The following is a 14097-nucleotide window of genomic DNA, read 5'->3' on the forward strand; positions in this document are numbered from 1 at the left end:
TGTCCTTTCAGGAGGTTTGGTTCTTGGATCAGTTGCGACCGGTCGGTGCCGGATCGTCCGGGCGCCGCCAGGTTTCGTAGATCCCCATCGCCAGAAACAGGACGATCGGGAAGGAAAGCAGGATCAGCGCCGCATAGCTGGAGAACAGGACCAGAAAACGGCCCTGGCGTCCGCGGGTTCGGCGATGCAGCGCCGCGAGGCCGACCAGCGTGAAGGCGGCGGCGAAGCCACCGAGGAGCACGTCGCCGAGAAGGCCGATCGTGCCGCCGGCAAAAGCGGCGCCGGCGGCCACGGCGAAGATCACGAGGCTGATCTGCGGCAGCTGCGCGCTCGTCGGAATGTCGTCCTTCGGCCGCGGCAGGCGGCCCGAGACGCGCACGATGGCGGCGCCGAGATACAGCCCGACGATCAGCGAGATCGCCAGGACGGCCGGCTGGACGAAGGGAACGAGGCCGATGATCAGCTGCGCGATGGCGCGGCGCTCGTCGTCGGTCGCCGTGTCCATGGCGCCGCCGCTCTGGCGCAGGGCGTCGACGACGGCGGGAATGAAGTCCTCGGGGTCGAAGCCGAGATACCAGCCGAGAAAGATGCAGGAGCCGACCGCCATCAGCGTGATCGCCATGAGCACGCGCGACAGCGGATACCAGTCGAGGGGCGGGGCGGCGTTCGCGGCACCCAGCGGGCGCGGCGCATCGTCGGCCAGCGGGCGGGCCAGCCCGACGAGATGACCGGCGACGGCCGTCGGCAGCGCCATGGAGGCGAGCAGCGTCAGCGCGCTCGGCACGGACTGGGCGATGGCATAGATCGCCGCGGTGGCGACGGCGGCGGAGACGAAACCGGCGGTCGATCCCCAGCCGAGGCTGGCAATGGCGATGGGAATGGGGGCGGCCAGCGCAAGGCTGACGGCGGAGCTCGACTGCAGCACGATACCGGCGAACAGCAGCGCGCTGGCAAGGCCGGATATGATCGCGATGATGATGGCGGTGGGCTGCATGAACTCGTTCGCTGTCCTGCTCGTGGCAGTTAGAGGCCAGATGCCCCAACTCGGCTTTGCGGACGGTCGCGGCACCATGCCGGCTTTCGTCCCATCATTCCGGCGCCGCCTGATGCGTCCGGAAAGCCGGCGGCGCCATGAGCGCCGCCGGAGATGTGGTCGGTCCTACTTCAGGACGTAGGGCAGAAGGCCGAGGAAGCGCGCGCGCTTGATGGCCTGGGCAAGAGCCCGCTGGTTCTTCTGCGACACGGCCGTGATGCGCGACGGCACGATCTTGCCACGCTCGGAGATGTAGCGCTGCAGCAGGCGCACGTCCTTGTAGTCGATCTTCGGCGAATCGGTGCCGGCGAACGGGTCGGACTTGCGACGGCGATGGAAGGGCCGGCGGGTGGGAAGCTGGGCGATATCGACCATCTTGGCTTACTCCGAATCGGTGTCGCGGGGGCGGCGGGGACGGTCGTCGTCGCGGTCGCGGCGCGGGCCGTCTTCGCGGTCACGACGCGGGCGGTCGCCACGATCGCCACGGCGCGGACGATCGTCGCGCTTCTGCATCATGGCCGACTGGCCTTCCTCGTGCTCTTCCACGCGGATCGTCATGTAGCGCAGGATGTCTTCGTTGAAGCGCATCTGGCGCTCCATCTCCTGCACCGCCGCCGACGGGGCGTCGATGTTCATCAGCGTGTAATACGCCTTGCGGTTCTTCTTGATGCGGAAGGTGAGGGTCTTCAGACCCCAGTTTTCCACCTTGCCGATCTTGCCGCCATTGGTCTCGAGAATGCCGCGGAGCTGCTCGACGAGCTGCTCGACCTGCTGGTTCGAGATATCCTGGCGCGCGAGAAATACGTGCTCGTACAGAGCCATGCGCTATCGCCTTTCCGTTTCACGTTCGCATTCGCCCGGGTACAGCGGCTAAGCCTCAACGACTTTCGTGCGAAACCCGCGGGAAGCAGGACGATCGGAAAGGCGTCAGTACAAGAACGGTCGAGAGCGGAGACACGGGAAACCGATACCTTTTGGCATCTGTTGTCGACGACATCGACAGCTTTCCGTTCAGCCCCCAGCTGAGACCCGGACAATGAGGAGGGTGCCACTACCCGCTTGTGCGGCGTTTGGCAAGTCCCGGCGGACATTCGCCACGCGGGCGCCGCGTCTCGGCCGGGCTGTCGCACCCGGGCTCCAGCACGGATCGGGCGGCCTGCTTGACAGGACGGGCTTGACCAAACCATTGCCTGCACTCGTTTTGCAACCAGCAACACAAGGGAGAGCCGCATGACCACCGCACTGGTCTTTCCGGGACAGGGCAGTCAGAGCGTCGGCATGGGCCGCACTCTCTATGACAGCTTCGACGCCAGCCGTGCCGTCTTCGACGAGGTCGACGAGGCGCTCGGCGAAAAGCTGTCGGAGCTTATCTTCGAGGGACCCGAGGACCGTCTGACGCTGACCGAGAATGCCCAGCCGGCCCTGATGGCGGTGTCGATGGCGGCGATCCGCGCCCTGGAGGCCGAAGGCTTCTCGGTGGAGACGGCGGCCTATGTCGCCGGCCACTCGCTCGGCGAATATTCGGCGCTCGCCGCGGTCGGCGCGCTATCGATCGGGCAGACGGCGAAGCTCCTGCGCATCCGCGGCAATGCCATGCAGGAGGCCGTGCCGAGCGGTGCGGGCTCCATGGCGGCGATCATCGGCCTCGATGCCGAGGCGGTCGCCAAGCTCTGCGAGGACGCTGCCGAGGGCGAGGTCTGCGAGCCGGCCAATGACAATGGCGGCGGCCAGATCGTCATTTCCGGCAATGCCGCGGCGATCGACCGGGCCATAGCGCTGGCGCAGGAGCGGGGCGCCAAGCGAGCGCTGCCGCTGTCGGTGTCCGCGCCCTTCCATTGCCGGCTGATGCAGCCGGCGGCCGATCGCATGGCCGAGGCGCTGGCCGATGCCGAGATCCTGGTTCCGCGCGTTCCTGTCGTGACCAACGTGACGGCCGGTCCGACATCCGATCCCGCCGAGATCCGCGAGCGGCTGGTGCGGCAGGTGACGGGCCAGGTGCGCTGGCGCGAAAGCGTCGAATGGCTGGCAGCCAACGGCGTGAATGCGCTGGTCGAGATCGGCAGCGGCAAGGTCCTCACGGGGCTCGCTCGGCGAATCGATCGCAGCCTCGAAGGGCGCGCCATCAGCACCGCGGACGATGTCCGCGCTTTCACCGCCGGCTGATCATCCTATCTAGAGAGAGCCGCAGGCGCCTGGCGCTGCGGAGCAGACCATAACGGAGGGAATCCGACATGTTCGATCTGACCGGGCGCAAGGCGCTCGTGACCGGCGCCAGCGGCGGCATCGGCGAGGCTATCGCCCGCGCCCTGCACGGCGCCGGTGCGACCGTGGGCCTGCACGGCACCCGACGCGAGAAGCTGGACGACCTGGCCGCTTCGCTGGGCGAGCGGGCGATGGTGTTTCCCGCCGATCTGTCCGACCGGGCCGAGCAGAAGCGGCTGGCCGAAACCGCCGAGGCCGAGATGCAGGGCGTCGACATCCTGGTCAACAATGCCGGCATCACCCGCGACGGGCTGTTCGTGCGCATGTCGGACGAGGACTGGGACGCGGTGCTGGAGGTCGACCTGACGGCGGCGTTCCGCCTGACGCGCGGCGTGACCCATCCGATGATGCGGCGCCGCTTCGGGCGAATCATCAACATCACCTCGATCGTCGGCGTCACCGGCAATCCCGGCCAGGCGAATTATTGTGCGGCGAAGGCGGGCATGATCGGCCTGTCGAAATCGCTTGCCCAGGAAATCGCCTCGCGCTCGGTGACGGTGAATTGCATCGCGCCCGGCTTCATCGCCAGCGCCATGACCGAGAAGCTGAACGACAAGCAGAAGGACGCGATCATGGGGGCGATCCCGATGAAGCGCATGGGCGAAGCCGATGAAATCGCCGCATCGGCGGTGTATCTGGCGTCCAACGAGGCCGGCTACGTCACCGGCCAGACCCTGCACGTCAACGGCGGCATGGCCATGATCTGAGGGCACGGCTGCCCCGCCGCTGGCCGCTTGGCCACCGCGGCAGGGCATGCTATGCGCCGGCACTTCGAATTTTCCGCTGTCGTTGCCTGCGGACTGGCCGCGACGAGGATGACCACAACGCTTGATAATGCGTCGTGCCACGTCTAACGAAAGCGGCGAAACCAATCGCAATAGAGGACTGACAATGAGCGATACCGCTGAGCGAGTGAAGAAGATCGTCGTCGAACACCTGGGCGTCGAGCAGGAGAAGGTCACGGACAACGCGAGCTTCATCGACGATCTGGGCGCCGACAGCCTCGATACGGTCGAGCTCGTCATGGCTTTCGAGGAAGAGTTTGGCGTCGAGATTCCCGATGATGCCGCCGAGACCATCCTGACGGTCGGCGACGCGGTCAAGTTCATCGAGAAGAACCAGGCCTGACCCAATCGGGCGGCCTAACCGCCTGGGCGAAGAGCGATTGATGAGACGAGTAGTCATTACAGGCGTCGGCATGGTCACGCCCCTCGGGGCGGGTGCCGGCGTCACATGGAAACGTCTGCTGAATGGCGAAAGCGGCCTGAAGCGTGTCGACAACTTCCAGGTCGACGACCTGGCGTGTCAGATCGCCGGGCAGATTCCGCGCGGCGACGGCCAGGACGGCACCTTCGATCCGGACCACTGGATGGAGCCGAAGGAGCAGCGCAAGGTCGATGACTTCATCATCTACGCTGTCGCAGCTGCTTCCGAGGCCCTCGACGATGCCAACTGGCATCCCGAGACCTACGAGGACCAGATCGCTTCCGGCGTTCTGATCGGTTCGGGGATCGGCGGCCTGCAGGGGATCGAGCGCACGTCGCTGATCCTGGCCGAGAAGGGCCCCCGGCGCATCAGCCCGTTCTTCATTCCCGGCAGCCTGATCAACCTGGCCTCCGGCCATGTGTCGATCCGCAACGGATTGAAGGGCCCGAATCATTCGGTGGTCACGGCCTGCTCGACCGGCGCGCATGCCATCGGCGACGCGTCGCGACTGATCGCGCTCGGCGATGCCGACGTGATGGTTGCGGGCGGTGCGGAATCACCGGTCGGCCGCCTCGCTATGGCCGGCTTTGCCGCTTGCAAGGCGCTGTCCACCCACTTCAACGACAACCCGACGGCCGGTTCACGGCCCTACGACCGCGACCGCGACGGCTTCGTCATGGGCGAGGGCGCCGGTGTGGTCGTTCTGGAAGAATACGAGCACGCCAAGGCGCGCGGCGCGAAAATCTATGCCGAGGTCACCGGCTACGGCATGTCGGGCGACGCCTATCACATCACGGCTCCGGCCTCCGACGGCGACGGCGCGTTCCGCTGCATGTCGGCGGCGATGAAGCGGGCCGGCGTGCAGCCGTCGGAGCTCGACTATGTCAACGCCCACGGCACCTCGACGCCGCTGGGCGACGAGATCGAACTCAGGGCGATCGAGCGGCTGGTCGGCGATGCCGCCAGCGGCATCACCATGTCGTCCACCAAATCCGCGATCGGGCATCTGCTCGGCGCGGCGGGCTCCGTCGAGGCGATCTTCTCGGCGCTGGCGATCCGCGACAATGTCGCACCGCCGACGCTGAATCTCGACAATCCGTCGGTGGAGACCAAGATCGATCTCGTTCCGCACGAGAAGCGCGAAAAGCGCATCGACGTGGCGCTGTCGAACTCCTTCGGCTTCGGCGGCACCAATGCTTCGCTCGTGCTGCGACGCGTGGCCGACTGACAACGATGGCGGCGGCGCATGATGCCGCCGCTGCCGTTCGGGCTTTCGCCACAATCCGATGGTGCTTCGGCAGCCACGAGGCAATTTCATTCGGGGGTATGCGGTGACCGACGAACGCGGCGAGGGCGCTCGCTCAGGCAAGGGCCGTCGTGGCCGGGGTCCGGCTCCGGCGCGCAAACGCTCGCGGGCTTCCCGCAACCAGCTCGTCATCTTCCTGAATTTCTGCCTGTCGACCGCGCTCTTCGTAATGCTCGCGGCGGGTGCGCTGATCTATTGGGGCGTCGGCCAGTTCGAGGGCGCAGGCCCGCTGCAGGCCGAAACCACCTATGTCGTGCCGCGCAACAGCGGTCTCCAGACGATCGCCAGCGGGCTTGAGCGGGAAGGCGTCATCAGCGACGCCACCGTGTTCGAATACGGCGTGCGCTTCGCCGGGACCGCGGGTGACCTGAAGGCCGGCGAATACGCCTTCGCCCCGGGCACCTCGATGCGCGAGGTGATGGAGAAGCTCCGCGAGGGACGCTCCATCATGCATTCGGTGACCATTCCGGAAGGCTGGACGGCGGAGCGGGCCTTCGAGCGGATCGCCGCCGAGCCGTCCCTGACCGGCGACATGCCGGAGATGGTGCCGGAAGGCACGCTGATGCCCGACACCTACCTGTTCCAGCGCGGCCTGACCCGCAAGGAAATCGTGCGGCGGATGCGCGAGGCCCAGAACAAGCTCGTCGCAGAGATTTGGGAAACGCGGGCGGACGATTTGCCGATCGACGATATCGGCCAGTTCCTGACCCTCGCCTCGATCGTCGAGCGCGAGACCGGCATCGCCGGCGAGCGCCCGCACGTGGCCTCGGTGTTCGTCAACCGCCTGCGCAAGGGCATGCGCCTGCAGTCGGACCCGACATTCCTCTATGGCGTCTATGGCGGCGCGGGCAAACCGTCCGGCAAGCCGGTGACCCAGTCCGACATCGACAGCGACACGCCCTACAACACCTACAAGATCAAGGGTCTGCCGCCCGGTCCGATCGCGCTGCCCGGCCGGGCCGCGCTGGAGGCCGTGGCCAATCCGCTGGAGACCAAGGACATCTACTTCGTGGCCGACGGCACCGGCGGCCATGTCTTCGCCGAGACGCTGGACGAGCACAATCGCAACGTCCGCGACTACCGTGCGCTGGAGCGCCAGAACCGGGCCGAGCAGTAGCAACGCCGCCGTTCCCGGCGGCGCGAGGGGGAGAACCGCGATGCCGGTGCAGAGCATGACGGGCTTTGCCCGCCACGAGTCGACGCAGGCCGGCGCCGAGTTCGTCTGGGAATTGCGCTCGGTCAACGGCAAGGGGCTCGACCTGCGGCTGCGTCTGCCGCAGGGCTTCGAAGCGATCGAGGCGGATCTGAAGCGCACGGCCGCCACCTGGCTGAGCCGGGGCAACATCCAGGCCAATCTCCAGATCCGACGCGACGAGACGGCGCCCGCCTTTTCCATCAACGATGCGATGCTCGGCCAGCTTCTGGCACTGTCCAGCCGGCTGGTCGCCGATGGTTACGCCGGTCCGCCGAGCGCCGACGGCATCCTGGCGATCAAGGGGATCGTCGAGGTCGCCGAGAGCCGTCTCGACCCCGAGGAGCGCGAGGCGCAGCTCGCTGCCGCCAGGACGACCTACGTTGCCGCGGTCGAGAGCCTTGCCGCCGCGCGGCAGGCCGAGGGTGCCGCCCTTGCGGACATTCTCTCCGAGCGGCTTTCCGAGATCGAACGGCTGGCCAATGCGGCCGAGGCCGACCCGTCCCGCAGCATCGAGGCCTGCCGGGAGCGATTGCGCGCGCAAGTGGCCGAACTGATGGGCGCCGACGAGCGGCTCGACGAACAGCGCCTGCACCAGGAGGCGGCGATGATCGCCGCCCGCGCCGATATCCGCGAGGAGATCGACCGGTTGCAGACCCACGTGGCGGCGGCGCGGGCGCTGCTGTCGAACGGCGGGCCGATCGGCCGACGCCTCGATTTTTTGTCGCAGGAATTGAACCGCGAATCGAATACGGTCTGCTCCAAGTCGAATGCGACTTCGCTGACCGCCATCGGACTGGAACTGAAGGTGGCGGTCGATCAATTCCGTGAGCAGGTGCAGAACATAGAATGACGTCGATTTTCGAAACGGAATCGGGGGCGCCGATCGCACGCCGTGGGCTGATGCTGGTGCTGTCGTCACCGTCCGGCGCCGGCAAGTCGACCATCGCGCGCAATCTCCTGGAGTCCGATCCCGGCTTCCAGCTCTCGGTCAGCGTGACCACGCGCAAACGGCGGGCCAGCGAGATCGACGGCGTGCATTACCGCTTCATCGACCGTGCCGAGTTCGAGCGGCTGCGCGACGGGGGCGCGCTGCTGGAATGGGCCGAGGTCCACGGCAATTTCTACGGCACGCCCCGGGCGGCGGCCGAAAAGGCCATGCGCGACGGCCGCGACATGCTGTTCGACATCGACTATCAGGGCGCGCTGCAGCTGCAGGAGCAGGCCAAGGCGGACGTCGTCTCGGTGTTCATCCTGCCGCCGTCCATGACCGAACTGAAGACCCGCCTCCTGCGGCGGGCCGAGGATTCCGGCGAGACCATCGCGGTCCGCCTGAAGAACGCCAAGGTCGAGATCGAGCGCTGGCGCGACTACGACTATGTCGTCGTCAACGAGGATCTGGACAAGGCGTTTTCGGCCGTGCGGTCGATCATCAATGCCGAGCGGTTGCGCCGCGACCGGCGGCCGGGCCTGTTCGACTTCACCGCCGAACTTCTCTCCCAGACCGTCTGCTGAGACCGGCGCTTGCGCCCGTCACCGGCTGACAATCCGAGTCAGCCGGCTAGTCCAAGCCGTTGGCAAGGCGGACGAATTCGCTGACCGAAAGGGTTTCGGCCCGGCGCTGCGGATCGATGTCCGCCGCCACGAGAAGCGCTTCACCGCCAAGGCTCTTCAGGCTCTGGCGCAGCATCTTGCGGCGCTGGCCGAAGGCGGCGGCGGTCACGCGTTCGAGGGCTGCCAGGCTCGCCGGCTCGGGCTCGACGCGCGGCCGGAGCTGGATCACCGAGGAGGTGACCTTCGGCGGCGGCGTGAAGGCTTCCGGCGGCACGTCGAAGAGGATCTTCGCCTGCGTCCGCCACCCGGCGAGAACGCCGAGACGGCCATAATGCTTCGAGCCGGGCACCGCGACGATGCGTTCGGCCACCTCGCGCTGGAACATCAGGGTCAGGTTCGACCAGAGCGGCGGCCATTGCGGCGTCGCGATCCAGTTGAGCAGCAGTTGCGTTCCGACGTTGTAGGGCAGGTTCGCGACGATCTTCAGCGTGTCGGCGCCGTCGGGGCGTGCAACCTCCGCAAGATCGAAATCCAGCGCATCGGCGCGGCGGATGTCCAGCCTGCCGGGATAATGCGCCGCGATGGCCTCGAGCGCCGGAATGCAGCGGCTGTCCTTCTCGACGACCACGACACGCGACGCGCCTTCGGCGAGCAGCGCACGGGTCAGGCCGCCGGGACCGGGGCCGATCTCGACGATTGTCGCCCCCTCCAGCGGCAGCGCCTGGCGGGCGATCCGACCGGTGAGGTTCAGATCGAGAAGGAAGTTCTGGCCGAGGCTGCGCTTTGGATCGAGGCCATGCTCTTCCAGGACCGCACGCAGGGGCGGCAGGCTGTCGATAGGGCTCACGCGTTGGCCGTCGCGGCGCTGCCCGCACCCGTGCCGATTTCGGCCATGCGACCGGCCAGCCGGATCGCCGCGAGGAAGCTGTCGGGCCGGGCGTCGCCCGAGCCGGCGATGTCGGCGGCCGTGCCGTGATCGGGCGAGGTCCGGATGATCGGCAGGCCGAGTGTGGCGTTCACCGTCTGGTCGAAGGCCAGCGTCTTGGCCGGGATCAGGGCCTGGTCGTGATACATGCAGACGGCGACGTCGTAGCGGGCCCGGGCCTCGGGATGAAACATCGTGTCGGCAGGCAGCGGCCCGACCGCGTCGATGCCGGCGGCGCGAAGGCGCGCGACGGCCGGGCGGATCACCGTCTCGTCCTCGGTGCCGATCGCACCCTTCTCGCCGGCATGCGGGTTCAGACCGGCGATCGCGAGGCGCGGGCGCGCAATGCCGAGGCGGGCGCTGTAGTCCGCGGCAACGATCCGGCAGGTCGTCTCGATCAGCTCCGCGGTGAGCTGGGCCGGCACGTCGGCGATGGGGATATGGATGGTCACGGGGACGCAGGAGAGGTCCGGACCGGTTAGCAGCATGACGGGCGTGAAGGGACGTCCGAGCCGCAACTGGCACAGATGCGCCAGATATTCGGTATGGCCGGGATGGTGGAAGCCGGCGTCGTAGAGCGCCTTCTTGTCGATCGGTCCGGTAACGACCGCCGTGGCGCTACCCTCCAGCACCAGTGCCGTCGCCCGGTCGATCGCCTCGATCGTGCCGGCGGCATTGGCCGGGTCGGTCTTGCCGGGCGCATCGGACTGGCGGTTGACCAGCGGCAGGACGGGCAGGGTGCCGGCGGGCACACCATGCGCTTCCGCCGGATTGTGGATCATCGCAATGGCCAGCTCGCGACCGAGGCGGCGGGCCCGCGAGGCGAGGACGTCGGGATCGCCGATCACGAAAAAGGGCGGCAGGTCGGCCCGGTGGTCGCCATGGATGGCGATCACGATGTCCGGGCCCACGCCCGACGGATCGCCGAGCGTCACCGCGATCGGTGCATCCATCGCAAAGTCCCGCATGAGCTGCCCCTTAGCGGCGAACGATCTGGGCTCTGTCGCGCAGCTTCTTCAGATAGGCTGCGTCGGGTTCGGCCTGTTCGCCGAGCTTTTCCATCTCCCGTGCCTGGAAGACGAGAGCCGCGGCCTTGTCGTCGGAGATGTTGCGGGTGTTGCACACGGCGATGAACTCGACACCGCGTTCGGTGGCCTGGGCGGGAGTGGCGCGCCCGACGGACGTCGCCTGGATGTCCTTCTTCCAGCGCGGCGGCAGTTCCGGCTGGGCGACGCGGCCGAGGTCGCGGACGGTCACGTCACGCAGGCCCTTGGCGAATTCATAGGTGGAATCGCAGGAGCGGAAGCGCGAGCGCATGCTCTCGGCTTCGCGCTTGCGCTGGGCCATAAGGGCCGAACGCTGGGCGTCGGGGATGACGAAGATCACCTGCTGGAGCGTGTACTCGGTGGTGCTCGGCTTCTCGCCGCCCTGGGCCAGCATGCGCTGGACCACATCCTGCTCGCTCAACCGCTCGGTGCTGCGCATGTTTGCCTGGACGGCCTGGCCCCAGCCCATCTGCACGCGGATATAGTCCTTGAAGCCGTCCGACGAGAAACCGGCGCGCGACAGAACCTGTCCGAGCTGCTCGCGGGTCAGCTTGTTCTCGGCGGCGAAGCGGCCGAAGGCCTCGTCGACGGCCTCGTCCGGAATGGCGATGCCGCGGCGCCCGATTTCCTGCTTCTTCAGCGCCTCGTCGATCAGCTCGTCGGTCGCCTTCTGCGTGGCATTGCCGCCGACGCGGCGCAGCTTCAGGAAGGCGGCCCGCTGGCGGATCTGATAGCTGGTGATCGGCATGCCGTTCACCACCGCCTTGATCTCGCTGGCGGCCTGTACCGATACGGTGGTGGCGGGCAGCGTGGCTGCGGCCGACCCGGCAAGGACGAATGCGAGGGCCGCGCGCCTGGCGACGTTTCCAACGATCATGACTGCTTCAACTCCCTGAATGGCGGCGCGTCCCGCTCCCGCGCCCTGTCCTTCGCCCGCTCATGGCGACCATCCGCCCGGATGTCGCACAGGGCAAGGCTCCCGCAAAGCCGTTTCGCCTGCAAGTCCGGACTGCTCGTAGCGTGCAGCTTTGGCGAAACCGTGATCTGGTCGGCCGTTCGCCCGGCGGCGGGGCGAACGGATGTCAGCCGTCGTCGCCGAGATCGTAGGAATAGCCGAAATCGGAAATCGTGCGGAGCCCGATGGTGAACATCAGCCGCGAGGAATCCGATTCCTGCGAATAGCGGTTCACCGTATCCTGGTAGGAGACGAGCAGGCTGAAGCACTCGTCGGCATAGCCGATGCCGAAAGTCTTCTCGACCACCGACTGGTTCTTGATGTCGTAGCCGACCGAACCGAAGGCGCTCCAGTTCTCGGCGAATTTCAGCGTGCCCGAACCGGTGATCTGGCTGCGATCCTCGATCGAACCATAGATCGGCTGGGCGTCGATGTTGGTGTAGGTCACCGTCGCGGTGGCATCGGACGAGCCGTAGGTTCCGAAGACGTCGGTGCGCCGGACCGCGAAGCTCTCCTCGTCGAAGCGGGCCTGGGTGCCGAGGGTGATGCCGATCGGCGTGCCGACGGCGATCGAGCCGACATAGTCGGAGCGATCGGACTCCAGACCGGAATCGTAGCCGACCAGCGCCAGATCGGTCTGCGCGAAGGAGTTCACGCCGCCCAGATGGTAGGACTGGCCGAACACGGCGTTGACCGAGTAGCCGCCGTCGAAATTGCCGGCGTATTTGACGCCGACATTGGCGCGCGAGCCGCCCTCGATCCGGTCGTAGCCGGAGAACTTGTCGAGCGCGAACAGATTGGCGGTGTTGAACACCAGCGTCTGCGCGTCCTCGTTGGGCAGAAGGCCGATCTTCTGCTCGTCCGGCCGCAGGATAACCTGGCCGATCGGCTCGATCACATGCGAGGAATTGGCGGTTTCGATCAGATAGGGGTAGCGCGCTTCCATCGCCGCGGTCGCCATGCCGCGCGTGCCGGTATCGTCCAGCGACAGGGCGCCCTGTCGGTAGTAATCGGCCAGCCAGTCGCCCTTCTGGTCGTTCGGGACCAGATTGTAGGCCGCCGGCGTCACCGGATTGGGGATCGTCACCGGCCGGCCGGTCGCGGGGTCGGTATAGGTGTAGGGCTCGTAGAAATAGTTCGCGAAGCCGTCGGAGCGCATGTCGGCGGTGTAGAAATCGCCGCGCACCGAGGCGGTCGGCGACAAGACGAGACCGGTCTCCAGCGTATAGGAGTCACGCCAGGCGAGATCAGCCGAGGCCCGGGTATAGTCGCCCTCCAGCGCGTTGTAGCGCAGAAGGTCGGAGCGATACTGGTAGCCGTTCATCGGCGTCCGGCAGGCCTCGTTCATGTCGTCGACGAGGTAGAGCGAGGTCGCGCAGATCGGATCGACCGAACCGTCGTCGCGATGCAGCGACGCGACGTTCATCTCCAGCTTCACTTCGCCGCCGAGAACGCTTTCCTGCTCGATGCGTTCATAGTCGAAGCTCGGCGCCACCAGCGGCTGGGTGTCGGCGGCATCCGGGTTGACCGACTGATACTGGAACTTCTGGCCGCGCAGGTCGAAATAGCTCTGGTCGCCGAGACCGGTCAGATAGATCTCCGACGTCTTCACGGTGTCGCCGTAGCCGGGGATCTCGTAGGTCGCGGAGAAGTTCTCGTCCGACTGCACCATGACGTCCCAGCCGAGCGTCCAGCGCTCGCTGAGGGCGAACTGCGCCTTCGAGCCGATCATGCCGCGTTCGGTGTTGTCGAAGTCGGGTGAGGCTCTGGTGAGTTCGCCGGTCGTCGTGTTGTAGACGTTGTCGCCGGCAAAGGCGTCCGGGTCGTTCTGGCTGATGCCGGCGGCCTGCAGCGTGAAGAAGCCGTTCTCGAAGGCCTGGCGGTACTCGGCCTCGGCCAGGAAACCCTGCTTGGTGTAGTAGGTGCCGGACAGGGTCACGTCCTTGTCGTCGGCAATGTCGATGAAATACGGGGTGCGCAGGCCGTAGCCGAGATTGCTCGACGACTTGAAGGTCGGGGTCAGGAAACCGGTCTTGCGCTTGACCGTCGGGTCCGGCGACTGGAAGTACGGCATGTAGGCGATCGGCACGCCGAGCAGCTCGAACTTGGCGCCGTAGTAGCGCACTTCCTTCTCGGTCTGGTCCCAGACGATCCTGCGGGCCTTCACCTGCCAGAGCGGCGCCCGATCCGGATTCTCGCGGCAGGTTTCGCAGGCCGTGTAGACACCCTGCTGGAAAGTCGTGACGCTGCCGTCCTGACGCACGGCGTCACGGGCGGCGAAACGGGTGTTGTCCGGGGTCTCGATCCGCAGCGCCTTGACGAAGCCGTCGCGGAAATCATCGGTGATGTCGATGCTGTCCGCGTAGACCTTATTTCCGTCCGGCTGTTGCAATTCCACATCGCCCGAAGCCACCAGACGACGGGTGTTCTGGTCGTAGGTGACGTTCCGCGCGACCAGCTTGTAGCTGCCATAGTCGATCCGCACACCGCCGGAAGCGGTGACGATGGAGTTGTCGGTATTGTAGGTGACGGTATCGGCTTCCAGGAACATCTGGGCGTCGTCCGGCACTGACATGTCGGCCGGAATGACCGCCTGTGCCCACGCTGCCTGGCCCCCG

Annotated in this window: 14 protein-coding genes; 7 read left to right on the plus strand and 7 right to left on the minus strand. The window is 66.8% G+C overall.

Annotated elements, in window-relative coordinates:
• Window positions 1–28: 28 nt before the first annotated feature.
• From N7I30_RS14180 to rpsF, 3 genes are all read right to left on the minus strand, one after another.
• Window positions 29–994, minus strand: coding sequence for a hypothetical protein (locus tag N7I30_RS14180; RefSeq protein ID WP_187391863.1), 966 nt, complete (start codon window positions 992–994; stop codon window positions 29–31).
• 165 nt (window positions 995–1159) lie between these two features.
• Window positions 1160–1408 (minus strand): 30S ribosomal protein S18, encoded by a 249-nt coding sequence (gene rpsR / locus N7I30_RS14185; RefSeq protein WP_024350500.1) that lies wholly within the window; start codon window positions 1406–1408, stop codon window positions 1160–1162.
• A gap of 6 nt (window positions 1409–1414) precedes the next feature.
• Complete coding sequence (gene rpsF, locus N7I30_RS14190) at window positions 1415–1855, minus strand: 30S ribosomal protein S6 (RefSeq protein ID WP_009209377.1); 441 nt, start codon at window positions 1853–1855, stop codon at window positions 1415–1417.
• Window positions 1856–2263: 408 nt separating this feature from the next.
• Here rpsF and fabD point away from each other — a divergent pair, with 408 nt between their 5' ends.
• The 7 genes from fabD (at window position 2264) to gmk (ending at window position 8514) form a co-directional block, all read left to right on the plus strand.
• Complete coding sequence (fabD, locus tag N7I30_RS14195; protein ID WP_498639702.1) at window positions 2264–3196, plus strand: ACP S-malonyltransferase; 933 nt, start codon at window positions 2264–2266, stop codon at window positions 3194–3196.
• Between the two features lie 68 nt (window positions 3197–3264).
• On the plus strand, window positions 3265–4002 hold the full coding sequence (gene fabG / locus N7I30_RS14200) for a 3-oxoacyl-[acyl-carrier-protein] reductase (RefSeq protein ID WP_188076882.1): 738 nt from the start codon (window positions 3265–3267) through the stop codon (window positions 4000–4002).
• 184 nt (window positions 4003–4186) lie between these two features.
• Entirely contained in the window at window positions 4187–4423 is a 237-nt protein-coding gene (locus N7I30_RS14205) for an acyl carrier protein (protein ID WP_009209380.1), read from the plus strand.
• A gap of 40 nt (window positions 4424–4463) precedes the next feature.
• Entirely contained in the window at window positions 4464–5729 is a 1266-nt protein-coding gene (gene fabF / locus N7I30_RS14210) for a beta-ketoacyl-ACP synthase II (RefSeq protein ID WP_498639705.1), read from the plus strand.
• Window positions 5730–5832: 103 nt separating this feature from the next.
• Entirely contained in the window at window positions 5833–6924 is a 1092-nt protein-coding gene (gene mltG, locus N7I30_RS14215) for an endolytic transglycosylase MltG (protein ID WP_029703065.1), read from the plus strand.
• A 40-nt stretch (window positions 6925–6964) separates the two neighbouring features.
• Window positions 6965–7852: a YicC/YloC family endoribonuclease gene (locus N7I30_RS14220; protein WP_498639707.1), complete on the plus strand. Its 888-nt coding sequence runs from the start codon at window positions 6965–6967 to the stop codon at window positions 7850–7852.
• Entirely contained in the window at window positions 7849–8514 is a 666-nt protein-coding gene (gmk, locus tag N7I30_RS14225) for a guanylate kinase (protein WP_024350505.1), read from the plus strand. The genes N7I30_RS14220 and gmk overlap by 4 nt, the downstream gene beginning before the upstream one ends.
• Before the next feature lie 46 nt (window positions 8515–8560).
• On the opposite strand, the gene rsmA is transcribed toward gmk, so the two are convergent.
• The 4 genes from rsmA to N7I30_RS14245 form a co-directional block, all read right to left on the minus strand.
• Window positions 8561–9400, minus strand: coding sequence for a 16S rRNA (adenine(1518)-N(6)/adenine(1519)-N(6))-dimethyltransferase RsmA (gene rsmA / locus N7I30_RS14230; RefSeq protein WP_498639710.1), 840 nt, complete (start codon window positions 9398–9400; stop codon window positions 8561–8563).
• Window positions 9397–10431 carry a 4-hydroxythreonine-4-phosphate dehydrogenase PdxA gene (pdxA, locus tag N7I30_RS14235; RefSeq protein WP_498639712.1) on the minus strand — a complete coding sequence of 345 codons (1035 nt, stop codon included), beginning with the start codon at window positions 10429–10431 and terminating at the stop codon, window positions 9397–9399. The genes rsmA and pdxA overlap by 4 nt, the downstream gene beginning before the upstream one ends.
• 25 nt (window positions 10432–10456) lie before the next feature.
• Window positions 10457–11401, minus strand: coding sequence for a SurA N-terminal domain-containing protein (locus N7I30_RS14240; RefSeq protein ID WP_024350508.1), 945 nt, complete (start codon window positions 11399–11401; stop codon window positions 10457–10459).
• Window positions 11402–11606: 205 nt separating this feature from the next.
• A complete protein-coding gene (locus N7I30_RS14245) occupies window positions 11607–14054 on the minus strand; it encodes an LPS-assembly protein LptD (RefSeq protein ID WP_370194912.1) in 2448 nt (815 codons plus the stop codon).
• Window positions 14055–14097 lie beyond the last annotated feature (43 nt).

Origin of the sequence: Aurantimonas litoralis, assembly GCF_026153195.1 — a bacterium.
Classification (GTDB): Bacteria; Pseudomonadota; Alphaproteobacteria; order Rhizobiales; family Rhizobiaceae; genus Aurantimonas; species Aurantimonas coralicida.

Coding starts and splice junctions, on each gene's coding strand:
- gmk (WP_024350505.1), top strand. CDS start 7,849: ATGACGTCGATTTTCGAAACGGAATCGGGGGCGCCGATCGCACGCCGT.
- fabF (WP_498639705.1), top strand. CDS start 4,464: ATGAGACGAGTAGTCATTACAGGCGTCGGCATGGTCACGCCCCTCGGG.
- N7I30_RS14245 (WP_370194912.1), bottom strand. CDS start 14,054: ATGTCAGTGCCGGACGACGCCCAGATGTTCCTGGAAGCCGATACCGTC.
- pdxA (WP_498639712.1), bottom strand. CDS start 10,431: ATGGATGCACCGATCGCGGTGACGCTCGGCGATCCGTCGGGCGTGGGC.
- fabG (WP_188076882.1), top strand. CDS start 3,265: ATGTTCGATCTGACCGGGCGCAAGGCGCTCGTGACCGGCGCCAGCGGC.
- fabD (WP_498639702.1), top strand. CDS start 2,264: ATGACCACCGCACTGGTCTTTCCGGGACAGGGCAGTCAGAGCGTCGGC.
- rpsR (WP_024350500.1), bottom strand. CDS start 1,408: ATGGTCGATATCGCCCAGCTTCCCACCCGCCGGCCCTTCCATCGCCGT.
- N7I30_RS14205 (WP_009209380.1), top strand. CDS start 4,187: ATGAGCGATACCGCTGAGCGAGTGAAGAAGATCGTCGTCGAACACCTG.
- N7I30_RS14240 (WP_024350508.1), bottom strand. CDS start 11,401: ATGATCGTTGGAAACGTCGCCAGGCGCGCGGCCCTCGCATTCGTCCTT.
- N7I30_RS14220 (WP_498639707.1), top strand. CDS start 6,965: ATGCCGGTGCAGAGCATGACGGGCTTTGCCCGCCACGAGTCGACGCAG.
- N7I30_RS14180 (WP_187391863.1), bottom strand. CDS start 994: ATGCAGCCCACCGCCATCATCATCGCGATCATATCCGGCCTTGCCAGC.
- rpsF (WP_009209377.1), bottom strand. CDS start 1,855: ATGGCTCTGTACGAGCACGTATTTCTCGCGCGCCAGGATATCTCGAAC.